General features: G+C 73.7%; 13 protein-coding genes. 5 read left to right on the forward strand and 8 right to left on the reverse strand.

The features are described 5' to 3' along the window. The first annotated feature begins 42 nt into the window (after window positions 1–42). Window positions 43–1,062 (forward strand): hypothetical protein, encoded by a 1,020-nt coding sequence (locus GA0070560_RS12535; protein ID WP_091295290.1) that lies wholly within the window; start codon window positions 43–45, stop codon window positions 1,060–1,062. Between the two features lie 222 nt (window positions 1,063–1,284). Next, a complete protein-coding gene (locus GA0070560_RS12540) occupies window positions 1,285–3,366 on the forward strand; it encodes an NACHT domain-containing protein (RefSeq protein ID WP_091295294.1) in 2,082 nt (693 codons plus the stop codon). Window positions 3,367–3,595: 229 nt separating this feature from the next. On the opposite strand, the gene GA0070560_RS12545 is transcribed toward GA0070560_RS12540, so the two are convergent. The 3 genes from GA0070560_RS12545 to GA0070560_RS12555 all read right to left on the reverse strand — a co-directional run bounded on the left by GA0070560_RS12545 (window position 3,596) and on the right by GA0070560_RS12555 (window position 5,968). Beyond that, window positions 3,596–3,982 (reverse strand): VOC family protein, encoded by a 387-nt coding sequence (locus GA0070560_RS12545; protein ID WP_091295298.1) that lies wholly within the window; start codon window positions 3,980–3,982, stop codon window positions 3,596–3,598. Window positions 3,983–4,154: 172 nt separating this feature from the next. Next, window positions 4,155–5,297: a sensor histidine kinase gene (locus GA0070560_RS12550; protein WP_091295741.1), complete on the reverse strand. Its 1,143-nt coding sequence runs from the start codon at window positions 5,295–5,297 to the stop codon at window positions 4,155–4,157. Between the two features lie 2 nt (window positions 5,298–5,299). Continuing rightward, window positions 5,300–5,968 carry a response regulator transcription factor gene (locus GA0070560_RS12555; RefSeq protein WP_091295301.1) on the reverse strand — a complete coding sequence of 223 codons (669 nt, stop codon included), beginning with the start codon at window positions 5,966–5,968 and terminating at the stop codon, window positions 5,300–5,302. Between the two features lie 133 nt (window positions 5,969–6,101). Here GA0070560_RS12555 and GA0070560_RS12560 point away from each other — a divergent pair, with 133 nt between their 5' ends. Beyond that, window positions 6,102–7,403 carry a peptidase C39 family protein gene (locus GA0070560_RS12560; RefSeq protein ID WP_091295305.1) on the forward strand — a complete coding sequence of 434 codons (1,302 nt, stop codon included), beginning with the start codon at window positions 6,102–6,104 and terminating at the stop codon, window positions 7,401–7,403. Here GA0070560_RS12560 and GA0070560_RS12565 read toward each other — a convergent pair whose 3' ends face one another. Further along, window positions 7,404–8,699, reverse strand: a complete 1,296-nt coding sequence (locus GA0070560_RS12565; protein WP_170839378.1) for an outer membrane protein assembly factor BamB family protein — start codon at window positions 8,697–8,699, stop codon at window positions 7,404–7,406. A 113-nt stretch (window positions 8,700–8,812) separates the two neighbouring features. On the opposite strand from GA0070560_RS12565, the gene GA0070560_RS12570 reads away from it, so the two are divergent. After that, window positions 8,813–10,678, forward strand: coding sequence for a DUF6311 domain-containing protein (locus GA0070560_RS12570; RefSeq protein WP_170839384.1), 1,866 nt, complete (start codon window positions 8,813–8,815; stop codon window positions 10,676–10,678). A 3-nt stretch (window positions 10,679–10,681) separates the two neighbouring features. On the opposite strand, the gene GA0070560_RS12575 is transcribed toward GA0070560_RS12570, so the two are convergent. Continuing rightward, entirely contained in the window at window positions 10,682–12,478 is a 1,797-nt protein-coding gene (locus GA0070560_RS12575) for a DUF6311 domain-containing protein (RefSeq protein WP_091295747.1), read from the reverse strand. A gap of 471 nt (window positions 12,479–12,949) precedes the next feature. Here GA0070560_RS12575 and GA0070560_RS12580 point away from each other — a divergent pair, with 471 nt between their 5' ends. Beyond that, on the forward strand, window positions 12,950–14,143 hold the full coding sequence (locus GA0070560_RS12580; protein ID WP_091295750.1) for a hypothetical protein: 1,194 nt from the start codon (window positions 12,950–12,952) through the stop codon (window positions 14,141–14,143). Between the two features lie 554 nt (window positions 14,144–14,697). Here the strand turns inward: GA0070560_RS12580 and dxs are convergent. From dxs to GA0070560_RS12595, 3 genes are all read right to left on the reverse strand, one after another. Further along, complete coding sequence (gene dxs / locus GA0070560_RS12585) at window positions 14,698–16,647, reverse strand: 1-deoxy-D-xylulose-5-phosphate synthase (RefSeq protein ID WP_091295312.1); 1,950 nt, start codon at window positions 16,645–16,647, stop codon at window positions 14,698–14,700. Window positions 16,648–16,718: 71 nt separating this feature from the next. Then, entirely contained in the window at window positions 16,719–17,894 is a 1,176-nt protein-coding gene (locus tag GA0070560_RS12590) for an anhydro-N-acetylmuramic acid kinase (protein ID WP_091295316.1), read from the reverse strand. Between the two features lie 14 nt (window positions 17,895–17,908). Next, window positions 17,909–19,129: a class I SAM-dependent RNA methyltransferase gene (locus tag GA0070560_RS12595; protein WP_091295753.1), complete on the reverse strand. Its 1,221-nt coding sequence runs from the start codon at window positions 19,127–19,129 to the stop codon at window positions 17,909–17,911. Window positions 19,130–19,151 lie beyond the last annotated feature (22 nt).

The following is a 19,151-nucleotide window of genomic DNA, read 5'->3' on the forward strand; positions in this document are numbered from 1 at the left end:
CTCGCTACCATCACGCGTTCTCATCTTCGCCTGGAGCTGATCATGTCCACACCGCCGGTCGACCCCTGGTCCACGCAGCCGGAGCCCGGATCGTTCCCGCCCCCGCACCAGCCCGGCGACTGGCCGCCGGGCATGCATCCGGGCGCCCAGCCGCCGCCGACGCAGGCATGGCCGCAGGTCCCGCAGCAGGGCGGTCACCACGAGCCCACCCAGGTGTACGGCGGCTACCCGCCCGCCCCGCAGCCCACCTCGCCGTACCCGGCGTACCAGCCGGGGCAGGCGGGCGTCCAGCCGCCGGTGTCGCCGGCCGGGTACCCGGGCGCGCAGCCGGCCGGGTACCCGGCGGTGCCGCCGGACGGCTTCGCCGGGGCTCCGGCGTACGGCCTGCCGCCCGCCCCGCCGCCCCAGAAGTCCCGGATGGGGTTGATCCTCTCGCTGGGCCTCGTCGGGCTGCTGGTGCTCTGTTTCGGCGGGGGCGGGCTGGCGTACGTGGCCCTCTCCGGCGACGACAAGAAGCCGACCCCCACCCCGTCCCTGGGCACCACGACCAGCTCCGAGCCGGAGCCGAGCCCGTCGGAGTCCGAGGAGGAGATCGAGCCGACCCCGGAGATCCGCCTGGTCACCCCGAGGACCCTCGCCGGTCGGGCGAAGAACACCGAGCCGCAGCTGCGCCGGATCGCCGACGAGATGGTCCGGGACATGAAGAGCGACGTCACCAACGAGACCGGCGCGGTGGGCGCCTTCTACGGCAGCGCCGCCAGGCGGAACATGGTGATGATCTCCGGCGTCTCCGGCCCGGTCCTCTTCCCGGAGAAGGAGCTCGACGACGCGGTCAAGAGCCTCTCCAGCTCCCTGTCGGTCAAGAAGGTCGCCTCGATCAGCCCCGGGCCGCTGGGCGGGGTGGCCAAGTGCGGCGACGGCAAGAGTTCCGGCATCGCGCTCGGCGTCTGCGTCTGGGCCGACGAGGGCAGCGTCGGCCTGATCGTGATGTTCTTCTCCTCCGCGGCCAAGGCCAAGGCCGAGTTCGCCACCATCCGGGGCCAGGTCGAGAAGCGGTCCTGACGGACGAGGTCGCAGGTCGCGGCGGCCGTGGCGTCCCCTGTGGACGACTGCGGTCGCCGGGACCGGGTGTCCACAGTGCAGGACGCCTCGTCGTTGTCGTTCCGCAGGTGCGGCGCCACTGTCGTCTCGCCTGCGGGACGCCCTCCCGGCTGATCCAGCACCGCACGGACAGAGCGACTAACGTGGACATCCAACGTAGTCGATGTAAAGAGGGTGCGAGTCGTGCGCTGGCGGCCATCGGCGATTGGGAAGGCTGCGCTGCCCTTCTCCTCCGCACTGGTCTCAGGTCTGCTCGTCGAAACCCTGAACCTGCCCGGATGGTGGTTGTGGATCCTGGTCCCGGCAACCGTGGTGCTCACCTGGCTCATGATCTGGGAGGCGTTGCGGCGCATGGAAGCTCCCGGGCCTCCCACCGTCTCCGGCCTGCCTGAGCTGGCCGACAGCCTGGCTGTCGCGGCAAACAACGAGTGGGAACGGGAGCAGGCGCAGCATCGGTCCGACGACCCGCTGCCCCTGCCGGTGTCGTGGCATCCGGCCGAGCAACGCCTGGTCGACCAGCCGGCGAACGTGCACGGGACGCGGCTGGGTGGTCGCGTGCCCAGGTTGAACCTCGCCGGCAAGCTGAGCGAGATTGCCAAGGTCTATGCCCGGATCCCGTCCGGGCGGCTGGTGATCCTCGGCAAGGCCGGGTCCGGCAAGACAGTCCTCGCCGGCAGGTTGCTCGGCCAGATCCTCAACGACCGCCAACCCGGTGAACGAGTGCCGCTGATGTTTGGTCTCCATTCATGGGACCCCAAGTCGGATCTGACGATTTGGCTCGCCGAACAGCTCTCGCGGCGCTATCCCGCGCTGTCTGTCCCCTTCGAGGGAGCGATCAACCTCGACGGGCGGACCAGCCGGGCAGCGGCATTGGTGCACGCCGGCCTGATCCTGCCGATCCTCGACGGCTTCGACGAGATCAACCCCGGGCTGCACGAGCAGGCAATGCGGCAACTCAACAAGACCACGAGGCTTCCGCTCATCCTGATCAGCCGCCGCGACGAGTACAAGAGAGCCGTCAAACGGACCGATGTGCTCTCCCGCGCTGAGGGCATCATGCTCGACGACCTCGAACTGAGGACCGTGGCCGAATATCTGCCTCGCACCACCAACCGCCTCGTGCCCGGCACCGAGAACGGGATCTGGCAACCGGTCCTCACCCGGCTGGGCGAGCAGCCCGACGACCCCGCTGCGGCGATGCTCCGGCAGGTCTTGCGGACCCCCTTGATGGTTTTCCTGGCTCGCGCCATCTACTCCGACACGCCGCCGAACGACCCAGCCGAACTCCTTGACACGCAGAGGTTTCCGACGCAGGAGGCGGTCGAGGAGCACCTGGTAGCCGCCTATGTCCCGTCTGCCTACCACAAGCAGTCGACCTCCGGCCAGAATTGGCACCCCGACCGGGCACAGAGGTGGCTGGCCCATCTCGCCGCCCACCTCGAAACCCAGAAAGCCACCGATCTGACCTGGTGGCAACTGCGCGACAGCATTCCCCTACGAGAGCGGGTCCGCTTCCTGGACTGGGGCTGGCTCGTGGCACTGGTCGTGGCTGCCATGGCGACCGGGGTCGCGACCGGCAGTCCAGCTATCGCGATCTTCTTCATGCTCCTCCCGGGGAACCTTCTCGTGATCAGCCAGATGCACTGGATCCGGGACAAGCCTTCCGTCCCGCAGACCAGACGCGTCCAGCTCAACCTCCGCGAGCTGCTCTTCGCGCTATCGTCCGGAGCGATGGCCGGGATCCCGGCGGGACTGTTCCTGTTCGGCGTAGCGTCCGACGCCGTGATCGGACTCGTGACCGGGATTGCGGTCGGGGCCGCCGTGACGCTCGGGATCACCTTCGGCATTCCACGCCCGCTCGACCAGACCTGGGCGGTCAGCGTCGCCGATTCGCTGTCCGCCGATCGTTCCTACACCCTTCGCCGGGCGCTTCTGGGCGGAGCCGGAATCATGCTCGCGGTTGGTGTCGTTGTCGGCGGCGCCTTCGGACATGGCCCTGCCGCTGGTGTGGTCGCGGGCCTCATGACAGCGCTCGTGATCGGTCCTGCGCTGATCCTGCCCTGCGCCTGGGGCCAATGGCTGCTGCTGGTGAGGGGTTATCTGGCGTTCACCCGTCGCCTGCCCTGGCGATCAGTCGCATTCCTGCAGGACGCCTGCAAGCGCGGCATCCTGCGCCAAGTCGGTGCCGTCTACCAATTCCGGCACAGCCGACTGCAAACCTACCTGGCCCAGCAGCACCCCTCGCGAGCTGCGCCAACGTCATGACCTCACCGCTTGGCCGATCAGGGCATCGATGAGCTACGCGCGTCCGCACCCACCCGGGTGACCGAACCCGAACTGCGGCGACCTCCGCAATCACGGGCGTCACCAGCGTGAGCCTCGGCCTCTGGGCACGACCGCCCAACCACGGCACGGGCGCCCGCCTGGGCCGCGCCATGGCCGTTACGCGTCGCGCCCACCCCCAGGAACGGGGGTGGGCGCCAGCCCCTGTCTGTCAGCCGGCGGTGGCCGCCCGCTCGGCGGCGCTGCGCAGCACGCAGAACTCGTTGCCCTCCGGGTCGGCCAGCACCGCCCAGCCGGAGCCGTCCGCCCGGCGGTGGTCGGCCACCAGGACAGCGCCGACGCCGAGCAGCCGCTCGACCTCCTCGTCCCGGGTCCGGTCGGTGGGTTCGAGGTCCAGGTGCAGGCGGTTCTTCACCGTCTTGCCCTCCGGCACGGCCAGGAAGAGCAGCTCCGGCCCGCCCGGCGGCAGCAGCCTCGCCTCCGGGTCACCGGGGAAGTCCTCCGGCTGACGGGGGCACTCGAAGACCTGGGCCCAGAAGCCAGCCAGGGCGTACGTGTCGCGGCAGTCGATGCCGACGTTGTGGATCCGTGCACTCACGGTGGTTCCTCCGCAGATGGATGAACGCGCCCCGCGTGAGTGGGATGTCAGCGGCGGACCGGGCGGGGCGCGGTGATCGACATGGTGGACATGGGACCGCACCTCCTCTCGCCCGTCGGGCTGACTCCGGCGATCATGTCAGCGATCCGCCCTGCCGCACAAGGGACTCCGCTCACGTCGCGGCGGCGGTGTCCGCCGCCGGCAGCGTGACCGTCACCTCCAGGCCCCCACCACGCTGGGCGACGACCTGCACGTTCCCGCCGTGCGCGTCACAGACCGCCCGGACGATGGAGAGCCCCAGCCCGGAGCCGCGGGCACCGGTCCGCTCCCGGCCACCCCGCCGGAACGGCTCGAACAGCCCTGGCACGTCGGCCTGGTCCACCTCGAACCCGGTGTTGCGGACCACCAGCCAGGACGTCCGCCCGTCGGTGCCGGTACGCACCAAGAGCCGGCCGTGCAGGTGGTTGTAGCGGACCGCGTTCTCGATCAGGTTGCCGGCCAACCGGTCGAGCAGGCCCGGATCGCCGATGACCGGGGCCGGCTTGAGCGAGGTCTGCACCCGCAGCCCGATCCGCTCCACCTCCCGGGACATCGCCGACAGCGCGTTGGCCGTACCGGTGGCCAGGTCACACTCGGTGCGGCGGGCGAGCCCGCGCCCGGCCTGGGCCTCGCTGCGGGCCAGCACCAGCAGCGCGTCGACCAGCCCGTTGGCCCGTTCGGAGGCGTCGCGGACCACGGTGGCCATCCGGCGGTACTCGGCAGTGTCCGCCTCACCGTCGCTGAGCGTCACATCGATCTCGGTCCGCATCACCGCGAGCGGGGTACGCAGCTCGTGCGAGGCGTTGGCCACGAAGCGTTTCTGCGCCTCGAAGGCGGCGGTGATCCGATCCAGCATCGCGTCGAAGGTTCGGGCCAGCTCGGCGACCTCGTCGTCCGCCCCGGACCAGCCGATCCGCTGGTCGAGGGTGGCCTCGCCGAGCCGGCGGGCGGTGGCGGTCACCTGATGCAGCGGACGCAGCGCCCGACCGGCCACCAGGTACGCCCCGGCGACCCCCACCACGCTGATCGCCAGCAGCGCGATCAGCCCCTTGACCAGCAGCTCCTGGGAGGCGGCGTCGACCAGTTGACGCTGCCAGACGTCGGCGTCGAGGGACCGGCCGTCGGCCAGCAGCACGGTGGTGCCGGGGCGCAGCTCGTCGCTGGGGCGCAACGCATCGCGGACCAGCAGCCAGGCCAGCACCACCAGGATCGCGCCCGCGCCGACCAGCAGCACCCCGTTCAGCAGGGTCAGCCGCAGCCGCAGCGTGGGACGCACGCTCACGCCACCACCTCCGCCGTGCGGTAGCCGGCGCCGACCACCGTCTCGATCAGCTGCGGGTCGCCCAGCTTCTTCCGCAGGGTCATCACGGTCACCCGGACGATGGTGGTGAACGGGTCGGTGTTCGCGTCCCAGACCCGCTCCAGCAGCTCCTCGCTGGAGACCACCGCGCCACGCGCCTTCACCAGCTCGCAGAGGACCCCGAACTCCTTGTTGGTCAGGTCGACCGGCACGCCGCCCCGGGTGACCACCCGGCGGGCCGGATCGATCACCACGTCGGCGACCTCCAGCACCGGCGGGGCGGCCGGAGTGGCCCGCCGGCCGAGCGCCTGCACCCGGGCGACCAGCTCGTCGAAGGCGAACGGCTTGGGCAGGTAGTCGTCGGCGCCGAGCCCCAGCCCTTCCACCCGGTCGGCCACGCTGTCGCTGGCGGTCAGCATCAACACCCGGGTCAACGTGCCGGAGGCGGCCAGCTCGGCGCAGATCTGGTCGCCGTGCATACCGGGCAGGTCCCGGTCCAGCACCACCACGTCGTACCGGGTGACGAAGGCCGCCTCGTGGCCGGCGTCGCCGTCGTACACCACGTCGACCGCCATCCCGCGCTTGCGCAACCCGCGCGCGATCGCGTCGGCGAGGTTCCGCTCGTCCTCGACCACCAGCACCCGCATCCCGACCTCCTCGCCGACCTGACCGACAACCTAGCGCCGGCCGCCAAGCCACCCGCCACGCACCGCCGCCGTTGCCGACACGGGCCGGGGTACGCGATGCTGCCGTCGTCGATCGTCGAGGACCGGAGGCGCCATGACGGGGCGGGACATCGCCTACCGGGGTTTCCGGCTCACCGCCGAGGCGTACCCGGGCACCGCCGACGGGGTGCGCGCCACGGCGCACGGGCTGACGCTGACCACCCCCACGCGACGGCCCGACCCGGACGGCGGGGCCGGCCACCACGAGTGCGGCAGCTGGACCTCTCCCCCGGTGTCCGCCGGCTTCGGCGTACGCGAGATCGTGCCCTCCTGGACCGCGCGGACGCCGCCGGGCTGCTGGATCGAGGTGGAGCTGCGCGGCTGGCACGCCGACGCCCCCACCACCGGCTGGTACCGGCTGGCCCGGTGGGCCGAGGGCGAGGAGCCGGTCCTCCGCTCCTCGGTGCCGGGCCAGCGTGACCCCGACGCCCACGTCGACACGGACACCCTGGTGGTGGGCGCGGCGACGGTGACCGGCTGGCAGGTCCGGGTGACCCTGCTACGCCCGGAGGGCGTCTCCGCAGCTCCCACGCTGCGCACGGTCGGCGCGGTCGCCTCCGGCCCGCCGGACGAGGCGAGGGCCGGCCTGACAGGCGACGCGGGGGCCGACGTCGCAGGCGGCCCAGGGGCCGGCACGACGGGCGGCCGGGCAGCCGGCCCGGGGCCCGACGCGACGGTGGGGGCCACGGAGACTGCGGGCGGCGACGCGGGTGGGTCGGCGGCGGGGTGGGCGGGCGCGAGCGCCCGGGGCACGGTGCTGGACGTGCCGCGCTTCTCCCAGCGCCGGCACGCCGGCGGCGAGACACGCTGGGGCGGCGGCGGGGACTCCTGGTGCAGCCCCACCTGCACCTCGATGGTGCTGGCCTGGTGGGGCGCCTCGCCGCCGGCGCAGCGCTACGCCTGGGTCGACCCGCCCGGCCCCCGGCCGGTGGTGGTGCACGCCGCCGGGCACTGCTACGACCATGCCTACGACGGGTGCGGCAACTGGTCCTTCAACACCGCGTACGCCGGGCTGCACGGGGTGGAGGCGTTCGTCACCCGGCTGCGCTCGCTGGCCGAGGCGGAGGCGTTCGTGGCCGCCGGGATCCCGCTGGTGGTCTCCGCCGCGTTCCGGGCCGGCGAGGTGCCCGGGCTGGACTACGACACCCGGGGGCACCTGATGGTGCTGGTCGGCTTCACCGACGCCGGTGACCCGGTGCTCAACGACCCGTACGCCCCCGACGACGAGTCGGTGCGCCGGACGGTCGACCGGGGCCGGTTCGAGGCCGCCTGGCAGGGCGGCAGCGGCGGGGCCGCGTACGTGATCCACCCGGCGTCGGCGCCGCTGCCCCCGCCGCCCGTCCAGGCCAACTGGTGATCAGTCGGCGAGCCGCCAGACGCCGTACTCGCCGGTGAGCATCCGGCACAGCAGCACCTTCCGCCCGGCCTGGCAGTTGCCGGAGACGCCGGTGAGCATGTCGAGGCGGTGGACCCGGCCCCCGGCGACGTCGAGTTCGCCGAACACCAGCCGCCCGGTGCCGGCCGGGCGCACCGCGGTCAGCCGGCCGTCCAGCCGGTCCCAGCCGATCAGGTCCCAGCTGCCGAGCTCGGCGACGAGCCGGCCGGTCGCCGCGTCGAGGATCGCGAAGGGCTCCTGGAGGCCGGTGCCCCGCCTGCTGACCAGCACCCGGCCGCCCCGCTCGGTCAGCACCCCGAACCAGTGGGTGGCCCGCCACCGGGTCTCACCGGTCGCCGGGTCGAGCGCGGTGATCCCGCCGGTCCGGCCGACCGCGCAGATCAGCCCGCCGCAGGGCTCGAAGTACGCCACCAGGCCGAGCCGGATCTCCCAGCGGCGGTCCAGCTCGGCCAACCCGTACGCGGTGACCAACTCCGCGTGGTGCCGGACCGTCAGCAGCAGATCACCGACCGGCTGGGCGCGCTGCCGCACGGACAGTTCGCCGGAGCGCAGGTCCCGGCTGACCAGTCGCTGCCCGCTGCGGGCGTCCCAGACCTCCGCCGGCCCGGTGGACGGGCTGAGCACGATCCGGTCGAGGCCGTCGAGGCCGTCGGGGCCGAAGCGGAAGGTGGTGGACTCCAGCGGCGTCGGCACCGACCAGCGGACCCGGCCGGTGGCGGGGTCGACGCCGCTGACCGCGGCCGGTCCCTGCCCACCGCGGGTGTAGAGCAGCAGCGGATCGCCGGTGCCGGCGAGGCTGCCCGGCAGGTCCCAGCGCGGCCGGCCGGTGGCCACGTCGAAGGCGTAGCTGCGGCCCGCCCCGTCTCTGGGCACGTCCGCGGTGACCACCAGCACGTCGCCGACGACGTCCGCCGCCGAGCCGCCGCCGAACGGCAGGGACGCCCACCACAGCGGGCTGAGCGGGCCCCGCCCCCGCGTGGGAACGGCGTACGCGGTCAGCGTCCCCGCCCGGTCCGCCGACTGCTCCGCCGGCGCGATGAGGAAGAGCCGGTCACCGTGGACAAAGGCCGTCGTGGTGGGGGCGGCCGGCACGGTGAAGAAGGCCGGCTGGTTCGGTGGCGCGGCACCGGCCAGCGACAACAGTGCGACCGCCAGCACCGCGACGATCCGGGTCGGTCGCCCGACGGCCCGGGGCGGACGCTCACGCGGGTCGGGCACCGGTTCGTCGCGCACGTCGCCCAGGTCGATGAGTGTCACGCCCAGACCTCCCCGCCTCCGCGTCCCACGCCGCCGCCCCACCGGCCGGCGGGCGCGACCGGTCACCGCCTGTACGATGGCCCGTCGTGGCTGTGCCGGTGGTAGATCCCTCGTTGAACCCGACGTCCGCGACGGAGACGGTCGAGCCCTCGGCGGCCGACCCGACACGGCGGCCGCGTCGGCGGCCTCGCCGGGCCGACGTCCTGGCCATCGGAGCCTATGTGCTGCTCGGTGTTTTCGTGTGCCTGAACTACTGGGTGGACGTGCAGCACCGGGTCTCGTCGCACCTGCCGACCGACCACAGCTGGTTCGAGTGGCTCTTCCAGCACGGCGCGTACTCGGTGCGCCATCTGGAGAACCCGCTGTTCAGCGCGCGGCAGAACGCCCCGGACGGGGTGAACATGATGGCCAACACCTCGCTGCTGGGCATGACCATCCCGCTGGCGCCGGTCACCCTCCTCTTCGGACCCCAGGTGACGTACGCGCTCTACCTGGGCGGCGCGCTCGCCGCGACCGCGGCCACGTCGTACTGGATGCTGTCCCGGCACCTGGTGCGCTCGCGGGCGGCGGCGTTCGTCGGCGGCGCCTTCCTCGGCTTCGCCCCGGGCGTCGTGCACCACGCCAACGGGCAGCCCAACTTCGTCTCCAACTTCCTGCTGCCGGTGATCGTGGCCCGGGTGCTGCGCCTGGGCCGGCCGGGCCGGTGGCGGCGCGACGGGGTGGTGCTGGGGCTGCTGGTGGCGTACCAGATCTTCATCAACGAGGAGATGCTGCTGCTCACCGCGCTGGCCTGCCTGGTCGTCGTGCTGGCGTACGTGGTGCAGCGACCGCGCGCGGCGCGGGAGCGGGCCGGCGGCTTCCTGGCCGCGCTCGGCCTGGGGGGTGGGATCGCCCTGGCGCTCACCGCCTACCCGATCTGGTGGCAGTTCAACGGCCCGCAGTCCTACCGCGGCCTGCAGGGTGGCGTCTTCCACAACTGGGGCGAGGACCTGATGGCCTTCGTCACCTTCGCCCGGGACACGGTGGCCGGTGACGAGGCGGTGGAGAAGACCATCGGCCTCACCGAGCAGAACACCTGGTTCGGCTGGCCGCTGGTGCTGGTGACGATCGCCGCCCTGGTGCTGCTGTGGCGGCGATCGCTGGCCGCCCGGATCGCCGGTGTGCTGGTGGTGGTCTTCACCGTCGCGGCGATCGGTCCGAAGGTGCGCTTCGACGGCGTGGAGACCGACGTCGACGGCCCGTGGGCGTACATCCCGGACGACGTGCCGCTGGTGGAGATGATGATGCCGACCCGGCTCGCCCTGGTGGTGACCGCGGCGGTCGGCGTCCTGCTCGCGCTGGCCTGGGACGCGGCGGCCCGGTACGGCCGCAGCCCGGTCCCGGCCCCGCGCGTCCCGGGAGACGACACCGACCCGACAGGCGGCGCCGAGGCGGGCCGGGCGCCGGCCCGCCGTCGCTGGGTCCGGCCGGTCGGGTACGCGGCGGTCGCGCTCGCCGTGCTGCCGCTCTTCCCGCGCCCGCTGCCGGCGCAGCATGTGGACCCGCCGCCGCGCTTCATCACCGCCGGCGGCTGGCGGCCGTACGTCCCGCAGGGGCGCACGCTGGTGCCGGTGCCGATCCCGAGCAACGTGCACGGCCTGCCCACGCTGCGCTGGAGCGCGCTGACCGGGCACGAGTTCCCCGTGCCGGGCGGCTACTTCATCGGCCCGAACGAGAACGGGGAGGGCGTCTTCGGCGCGCCGAACCGGCCGACCAGCACGCTGGTCTACGCCACCATGGACTCCGGCGAGGTCCCGGCGCTGACCGAGGAGAACCGCCGCCAGGCGGTGGAGGACCTGCGCTTCTGGAAGGCGTCGGTGGTGGTGCTCGGCGCCCACCCGCGCGAGGCGGTGCTCCGCGACCTGATGACCGGCCTGCTCGGGCCGGCGCAGCGGGTGGACGACGTGTGGCTGTGGGACGTGCGCCCGCTGGTCGGCTGAGCGTCAGGAGGCGGTGGTCCGGGCCGAGAGCGGCCGGACGTCCCACACCCACACGTCCAGGTCCTTGCGGGCAGGCCCGACGAGCTGCTCGACGGTGCGCCGCAGCGGCTCGGCGTTGTGCTGGCGCAGCGGCAGGACCAGCACGGCGGCGTTCCAGTGCCGCAGCTCGTCCAGGCTGCGGCGGCGCTGCCGGTCGTCGAGCTTCAGGGTGCGCCCGGTGGTGGCGACCTCGTCGAGCAGCTCCCCGATGCCGCTGGGCCGGCCGCCGAAGCGTCCCGGGTCGCCGGTGTTGCCGTTGCGCGGGGCGAGGAAGTAGCCCCCGGGGATCTTGAAGTCGAGGTTGGTGGAGGCGGCCCAGCGCATGCCGTGGGTGTTGCCCATGCTCGGCACGGGCACCGGCACCAGGGTCTGCTCGGGGCCGACGTACTCGCGCCAGCGGCCGGCGGTGACGAAGTCCGGCACCGGCGGACGGGTGGTCACCTTCAGCGGCATCGGCACGATCGGCAGCAGGGCGAGGACCAGCGCGGCGACCGTCACGGTCTTCGCGTGCCGCCACTCGGGGCCGCGCAGCGTCCAGGCCCGCTGCACGGCCAGCGCCAGCAGCATCCCGATCACCACGCTGGTGATCATGGCGAACCGGGTCGGCACCACCGCGTCGAGCAGCGGCAGCCGGACCAGCAGGTCCCAGGGGCCGGTGACGAGTTCCCGGTCCCACCAGGACACCCGCTCGCCGAGGGAGAGCACCGCGAAGAAGAGCCCGGTGGCGGCGAGCGCCCGGACCAGCACCTCCCGACGCAGCCAGATCACGATGCCGACGGCGATCAGCGACAGGCTCCAGCCGAAGAAGGCGTTCTCCTCCGAGTAGTTCGGCGCCAGGTTGACGTTGGCCCGCTCGTGGCCGCCGAAGGTGGGCGAGCCGGGGGCGAAGAAGGCGGCGATGTCGTTGCCGTAGTCGCGGACCGCGTCGCTGAGCCCATGGTACGCCATCGGCCCGGCGAACTGGATGTAGAGCGGGTACGCCAGCAGCGAGCCGGCGACCACCGTGCAGACCGGCAGCCCCTTGGCCAGCGGACGCCAGGCCGCCGACCAGAGCGCCCGGCGCTGCGCCACCATCGCGATGAGGAAGACGCCGCAGGCCAGCGCGGTGAAGAGCAGGATCTCCTCGTTGATGAACGCCTGCGCGGTGACCAGCAGGGCGAGCAGCACGCCGTCGCGGACCGGGCGGGTCGACCGGGTCAGCACCATGACCCGCCAGACGATGAACGGCAGCAGCCACTGGGAGATGATGTTCGGGTGCCAGTTGGCGTGCGACAGCATCGCCGGTGAGAACCCGCAGAACCAGGCGCCGACCGCGGCGGCCAGCCGGCGGCGGACGAGGTGCCGCGAGAAGACGTGGTACCAGGTCGCGGCGGTGCCGGCCAGGCCGAGGGTGACCAGCACCACGAAGGACACGGCCGGCCCGAAGAGCAGGGTGATCGGCACCATCGGGATGCCGAGCGCCAGCACCGCCGTGTTGGCCATCAGGTTGACGCCGTCGGGGTAGTTGAACTGGTCGGTGTAGAACGGGAAGTCGCCGTGCAGCACCACCCGCACCGAGTGGGCGAGGAAGAACTGCACCTGCGCCGGGTCGCTGCTGTAGAGCGAGGCGACCCGACCGGCCGGGTCCACCCAGATCTGGCTGGTCACCCAGAACGCGGCCAGCAGGAACACCCCGTAGACCGCGAGGTCCTTGCGCCGGGCCGTCCAGCGCCAGCGCCGGGACCACCCGGCCTCGGTCGCGCCGCCACGCTCCGCCCTCACCGACCCCTTCCCGGGTACGACCACGGTCCGGCCGCCACCGGCCGGCGCGTCGGTCGTCGGCTCCGCCGCGGGGCGGGCGAAACCGGGGGGCGCCTGCACGGGCGCCGGCCCGGCGGAGGGCGCGTGCCCGACGACCTTTGTGGTAGACGCGTGCCCGACGGCGTCGGTGGTAGACGCGTGCCCGGCGGCGTCGAGGGCGGGCGCGTTCGTCGCCGGTGGTGGCGGTGCGATGGCGGTGGCCGTCGCGCCACGGCCAGGGCCGCCGGAGGCGTCGGGGTCCGGTGCGGATGCGCCACGGGGCTCGACAGACGTCACAGTCGGCGGAGTCTACCGGAGCCGAAAAATCAGACGAAATCCACGCGGGAGTCCCTTGTGGCCGGAGCCCGGTGGGGCGGACCAGCGCCGACCGGCCGCCGGCCGTTGCGTACCATGTGGGCTTCCGACAACGGCGAGGCGATCGGGGGCGTACAGGTGGCTTCAGTCCGCCGCCGCGGCACGACGGTCACCGCACTGCTCACCCTGGCGCTGGCCGTGACCGCCTGCGGGCCGGTCGCCGAGCGCCAGGCCCGGGAACTGCGGGTGGGCTACGACAGCCTGGACGGCACGCTACGGGTGTGGCCGCCACGCGGCTCGCTCGCCGGTGACGCCACCACCACCGAGGCGGTGACCGAGGCGGTCCGCGCCTGGCGGTCCCCGATCGACGACCGGGCCCACCTGCCCTCCTCCGGCATCCTCTGGTCCGGCGAGGTGGACGGCGCCCGGCTGGCCCTGGTCGCCGCCGACGTGCCCGGCGAGGCGGCGTCCTGGCTGCTCCAGCTCACCGGCGTCGACGGCCGGTACGCGGTCGACCGGGCCACCGAGTACACCGACCCGGGTTATCTCGCCTACGCCGACGTGCTGCCGGTGCAGTTGGCCGACGGCCGCCGCTACCTGGTCTCCGGGCGGGTGGAGCGGCTGCTCGGCCCGGACGGCCGGGCGCTGATGGTCTCCGACGGACTGACCGGCCGGGTGTCGGTGCCGGAGTGCGCGGCGGTGCCGGTGACGGCGACGCTGCGCGCCACCGAGTCGCTGCCACGCGGCCGGGCGGCCGACCGGCTGCTCGACCTGGGCACCGCCACCACCGATCCGCGCTACCCGCTGGTCCGCGACGAGACCGGCTCCGGCCGGCGGGCCCTGGACGGGCTGGACACCTGCGTCCTCGCCGGTGAGCAGGGGCCGTTCGGCAGCATCCCGCGCCGGATCGGCGACCGGGACGCACCCGCCTCGGTGCCCGAGTCCTGGCCGGTGGAGAAGGTGGCCGTGCGGGGCATCGGCGAGATGGCGCTGGGTGGCGGCGATCCGGGCGACCTGGAACAGCTCAGCTGGGAGACCGCCGCCGGCACGGTGACCGCATTGGTCTACCGCCCGGCCGGCGACGGCGCGCCGGTGGTGTCCCCCGCCGACCGGTCCAACCCGCTGCAGACGTACGTGCTGCCGGTGCCGGGGCAGCCGCTGGTGGTGCTGACCTGGCGGGGCAACCGGGACGCCTCCTTGTCGGTGCCACCCGGCACGCCCCGCCTGGTGGACCGTCCCGGCCTGGTGGTGGTGCCGATGCCGGAGGCGAAGCAGACGTTCAGCCTGGCCACCGCCGAGAAGACCTACTACCGCTCCGTCGGCGGCCGCTGACCCCGGATCCGCCCATCGTCAGCCCGCCCATCGTCAGCCCGCCCGGACGTCGACAGCCGGGCTCCGCCGGAGCGGTGCCAGCGCCTCCATGGCCCGCCGTGGACCTCGGGTCGAACCCTGCACGGCCGTCTCACCGGCGTGCCCGATGGGGTTCCGCGAGGGCGCCTGCCACCGGTGCACACCCCTCTTCCGCACGCTACCGACCTGATCGCACAAGTGGATCGGGGCGAGAGTCCTCCAGGGCCCTGTCCGATCCATCCATGCGATCAGGTCGGTAGCGTCCGCACAGTACCGGTCCGGTCCGAAGGGACGGCCCAGGCGGTCCCGGACGGACAACCGCTGCCTCGGGCGTCGGTGCCGGAGCGTCCGGGCCGATACCCAGCTCCGCCGCGATCCGCGGCTACGGGGAGCGGCTGGAGACGCGGACGGCGCGGACGGCGGGTGACGTCCGTCGGCAGCGCCAGGGACGCCGACGGGCGGCCCTGGGAGCACCAGGACCGCCCGTCGGCGTGGTGTCACGCACGCCTCGCCGGTGCGTACACCGGCGCCCGTGGTCAGTTGCTGCTGGCGTCGCGGGCAGCCAGGCGGACCGGCTCGACCGGCTCGGCGTCCAGGCCGGAGATCCAGCCGGTGACGTCCCGGGCCACGTCCTGCGCGGTGAGCCGCAGGTCGGCCAGGATCTGCGCCCGGGTGCCGTGCGGGTGCCAGTCGGCGGGCACGCCGAGGTCGCGCAGCGGGACCCGGACGTCGGCGTCCCGCATCGCCTGGGCGAGCGCGTCACCGACACCGCCGACCCGGACGCCGTCCTCGACGGTCACCACGAGCCGGTGCGCGGTGGCCAGCTCGACCAGTTCGGCCGGGACCGGGCGGACCCAGCGCGGGTCGACCACGGTCACCCCGTAGCCCTGCTCGGCGAGGCGGGCGGCGACCTCCATGCCGAGGTGGCCGAAGGAACCGACCGCGACCAGCAGCACGTCGGTACGCGCCGACTCGGCCAGCACGTCGACCGCGCCGACCCGACGGACGGCCGGCAGGTCGGCGGCGACGGTGCCGGTCGGGAAGCGGACGATGGTCGGGCCGTCATCGACCGCCACCGCCTCGCGCAGCTCCTCGCGGAGGCTGCCGGCGTCCCGGGGCGCGGCGATCCGCAGGCCGGGCACCACGCCGAAGACCGACATGTCCCAGATGCCGTAGTGACTCGGCCCGTCCGGGCCGGTGATACCGGCGCGGTCCAGCACGAAGGTGACCGGCAGCTTGTGCATCGCCACGTCCAGCAGGACCTGGTCGAAGGCCCGGTTGAGGAACGTCGCGTAGACCGCCACCACCGGGTGCAGGCCGCCCATGGCCAGGCCGGCGGCGGAGGTGGCGGCGTGCTGCTCGGCGATGCCGACGTCGTACACCCGGTCGGGGTGCTTGCGGGCCAGGGTGGCGATGCCGGTGGGCTCGGCCATCGCGGCGGTGATGCCCACCACGTCGGGCCGGGAGTCGGCGATGGCGACCAGCTCGTCGGCGAAGACGTGGGTCCACTTCACCGACGGGGCCGCCAGCAGCTTGCCGGTCTCGACGTCGAAGGCGCCCGGGCCGTGCAGGCAGTCCGCCTCGTCCTCCTCGGCGGGGCGGTAGCCGTAGCCCTTGCGGGTGACCGCGTGCACGATCACCGGCCCGCCGAAGTTCTTCGCGGCCCGCAGCGACGACTCGACCGCGGCGATGTCGTGCCCGTCGACCGGGCCGACGTACTTGATGCCGAGGTCCTCGAACATCGCCTGCGGGGCGACCGCGTCCTTGATGCCCTTCTTGACCGCGTGCAGCACCTCGTACATCGGCTTGCCGACGAACGGCGTGTTGCCGAGGGCGTCCTTGACGGTGTCGAGGACCTTCTCGTAGCCGGGGTTGAGCCGCAGCGAGGAGAGGTGGTCGGCGAGGCCGCCGATGGTCGGCGAGTAGGACCGACCGTTGTCGTTGACCACGATGACCAGCGGGTTGCCGGCGGTGGCGATGTTGTTCAACGCCTCCCAGCACATGCCGCCGGTCAGCGCGCCGTCACCGACCACGGCGACCACGCTGCGCTGCTCGCCGCGCAGCGCGTACGCCTTGGCCAGCCCGTCGGCGTACGACAGGGCGGTGGAGGCGTGCGAGTTCTCGATCAGGTCGTGCTCGCTCTCGGCCTGGCTGGGGTAGCCGGAGAGGCCACCGCGCTGGCGGAGCTTGTCGAAGCCCTCCTGTCGGCCGGTGAGGATCTTGTGCACGTACGCCTGGTGGCCGGTGTCGAACAGGAGCCGGTCGCGGGGAGAGTCGAAGACCCGGTGCATCGCCAGGGTCAGCTCCACCACACCGAGGTTGGGGCCGACGTGCCCGCCGGTGCGGGAGACCTTGGCGATCAGGAAGTCACGGATCTCGGCGGCGAGAACGTCCAGCTGCTCGGCGGTCATCCGCTTCACGTCCTGCGGACCGCGCACCGTGCCCAGCAGCCGACCCTGGTTGGCCGTGCCCTCTTCAACACTCATGACGGAAGAGTCTATCGGCCCCCCGACACTCCGCAGCTCGGCCGTGGATCATCACAGCCTGCTCCCAGGATTCAGCGCTCGACGAGCAGCCGGCGCGGCGGCGTCGCCACGGCGGCCCCGTTCGGCGGCCCGGCCGGGGTCCACGAGCCCAGCACGGCGGCGTGCCGGGCGCCGGTCACCGAGGGAACCGCGCCGGGCAGGCCGTGCCAGGAGAGCCAGCCGAGCAGGGCGAACGCGTACGCCTCCTTGGCCTGGGCGGGCACGCCCAGCTCGTCGGTGACGCGCAGCCGCCACCGGCCCCGCCCGAGGACGGCCAGCCGGCCCAACAGTGTGGGATTGCGCACCCCGCCGCCGGCGGCGACCACCTCGGTCACCCGGTGCCGGTCGCACTCGGCGGCCACCGTCCGGGCGGTCAGCTCGGTCAGCGTGGCCAGCACGTCGTCCGGGGCCACCGGCTCACCCAGGGCGGCCAGCCGCTCGTCGAGGTAGCCGGCGTGGAACAGCTCCTTCCCGGTCGACTTGGGCGGCGGCACGGCGTAGTACGCCTCGGCGAGCAACGACTCCAGCAGCCCGGGGTGCACCCGGCCGGCCGCCGCCCGGGCCCCGTCGACGTCGCAGGGGCGGCCGAGGAGACGCCGGGCCGCCGCGTCCAGCAACGCGTTGGCCGGGCCCACGTCGTACCCGAGCACGGGCGCGCCCGGCGCGACCACGGTGAGGTTGGCGATGCCGCCCAGGTTGAGCGCCGCCCGCGGCGCCGAGCCGCCCGACCCTTCGGCCGCCGCCAGCAGCAGCGCGTCGAAGGCGGGGACCAGCGGCGCGCCCTGGCCACCGGCGGCGACGTCCGCCGAACGCAGGTCCGCCAGCACGGGTACGCCCACCCGGGCGGCCACCCGGGCCGGCGCGCCCAGCTGGAGGGTGCCCCGGACGGCGCCCGAGGAGACCCAGTGGAAGACCGTCTGCCCGGGCGAGACGACCAGGTCGGCCTGCCCGCCGGCCAGTTGCACGCCGAGCGCGGCGGCGTCGGCGAAGACCTCACCGAGGGCGTTGTCCAGCCGGCAGACCGCCTCGATCGTGGTGGCCGCCGGGGGCAGCAGCGCCCCGATCCGCTCGCGCAGGGCGTCGTCGTAGCTTCGCTCCCGGTGCCCCAGCGGACGCATCCGCAGGGTGTCCCCGTCGGCGGTGAACTCGGCGGCGACCACGTCCACCCCGTCGTACGACGTCCCGGACATCAACCCGACGATCTTCATCGGGCCAGGCTAGGTCAGTCCGACAGGGGCTGGAACAGCCCGACCAGCTCGACGTGCTGGGTCATCGGGAACAGGTCGTACCCGCGCAGCGCGGCGAGCCGCCAGCCCGCTGTGGTGAAGGTGCGCACGTCACGGGCGAAGGCGGCCGGGTCGCAGGCCACGTACGCCACGGCGCGGGGCCCGGCCGCCACCACGTCCCGCACCACCGCCGCGCCCGCGCCGGAGCGGGGCGGGTCGAGCACCACCAGGTCGACCGGGCCGGTGACCCGGCGGCGGGCCAGCGCGGTCTCCACCCGGGCCGCGACCACCTCCACCCGGGGCAGGTCGGCCAGGTTCTGCCGGGCGGCGGCCACTGCCTGCGCGGCGGACTCGACCAGGGTGACCCGGGCGTCCGGGCCGACCCGGCCGGCGAGGGCGGCGGCGAACAGTCCGGCCCCGCCGTAGAGGTCCCAGGCCGACTCGCCCGGACGCGGGTCGAGCAGGTCGAGGACCGCAGCCACCAGGGTATCGGCGGCGGCCGGGTGGACCTGCCAGAAGCCGGCGGCGGGCAGCGTCCAGTCCCGGCCGGCGGCGACCTCCCGGACCGTCCGCGACCCGCTGACCGCGGTGGCCACCCCCTCGGTGACGGTGGCGACGCTGACGTCCCCGCCGGTGGTGGCGACCGTCTCCACCGCCTCGGCGTCCGGCCAGCGTGCGCCGGAGCCGGGGAGCACCGGCAGGTCCTGGATGGCCGGGTGGGCGATCAGGCAGCGGTCGATCGGGACGACCTCGTGCGAGCGGTGCTTGAGCAGCCCGGCCCGGCCGGCGGCGTCGACCGCGTACCGGACCCGGGAGCGCCAGCCGAGCGGCCCGCCGGGCAGCGCCTCGACGGTCACGCCGAGCGCGTCCACCTCGGCGTCGGTGAGCCGACCGAGGCGGGTGAGCTGCTCGCGCACCACGTCGGTCTTCCAGGCCAGCTGGGCGGCGGGGGCGACGTGCTGCAGGTCGCAGCCACCGCAGCGGCCCGGCTTCGCGTACGGGCAGGGCGGTTCGACCCGGTCCGGGGACGCCTCGAGGATCTCGACGGCGTCGGCGCGGGCGAAGCCCTTGTGCAGCTCGGTCACCTCGGCGACCACCCGCTCGCCGGGCAGCGCGTGCCGGACGAAGACCACCTGGCCGTCGACCCTGGCCACGCAGTGCCCGCCCGGGGCGACCGCGCCGACGGTCAGCTCGACCCGCTCAACCTCCTCCAGCATCCGCCGCTCCTGCTCGACCGGC

Source organism: Micromonospora halophytica, from assembly GCF_900090245.1.
Classification (GTDB): Bacteria; Actinomycetota; Actinomycetes; order Mycobacteriales; family Micromonosporaceae; genus Micromonospora; species Micromonospora halophytica.

Coding starts and splice junctions, on each gene's coding strand:
- GA0070560_RS12535 (WP_091295290.1), top strand. CDS start 43: ATGTCCACACCGCCGGTCGACCCCTGGTCCACGCAGCCGGAGCCCGGA.
- GA0070560_RS12555 (WP_091295301.1), bottom strand. CDS start 5,968: ATGCGGGTGCTGGTGGTCGAGGACGAGCGGAACCTCGCCGACGCGATC.
- GA0070560_RS12560 (WP_091295305.1), top strand. CDS start 6,102: ATGACGGGGCGGGACATCGCCTACCGGGGTTTCCGGCTCACCGCCGAG.
- dxs (WP_091295312.1), bottom strand. CDS start 16,647: ATGAGTGTTGAAGAGGGCACGGCCAACCAGGGTCGGCTGCTGGGCACG.
- GA0070560_RS12590 (WP_091295316.1), bottom strand. CDS start 17,894: ATGAAGATCGTCGGGTTGATGTCCGGGACGTCGTACGACGGGGTGGAC.
- GA0070560_RS12595 (WP_091295753.1), bottom strand. CDS start 19,129: ATGCTGGAGGAGGTTGAGCGGGTCGAGCTGACCGTCGGCGCGGTCGCC.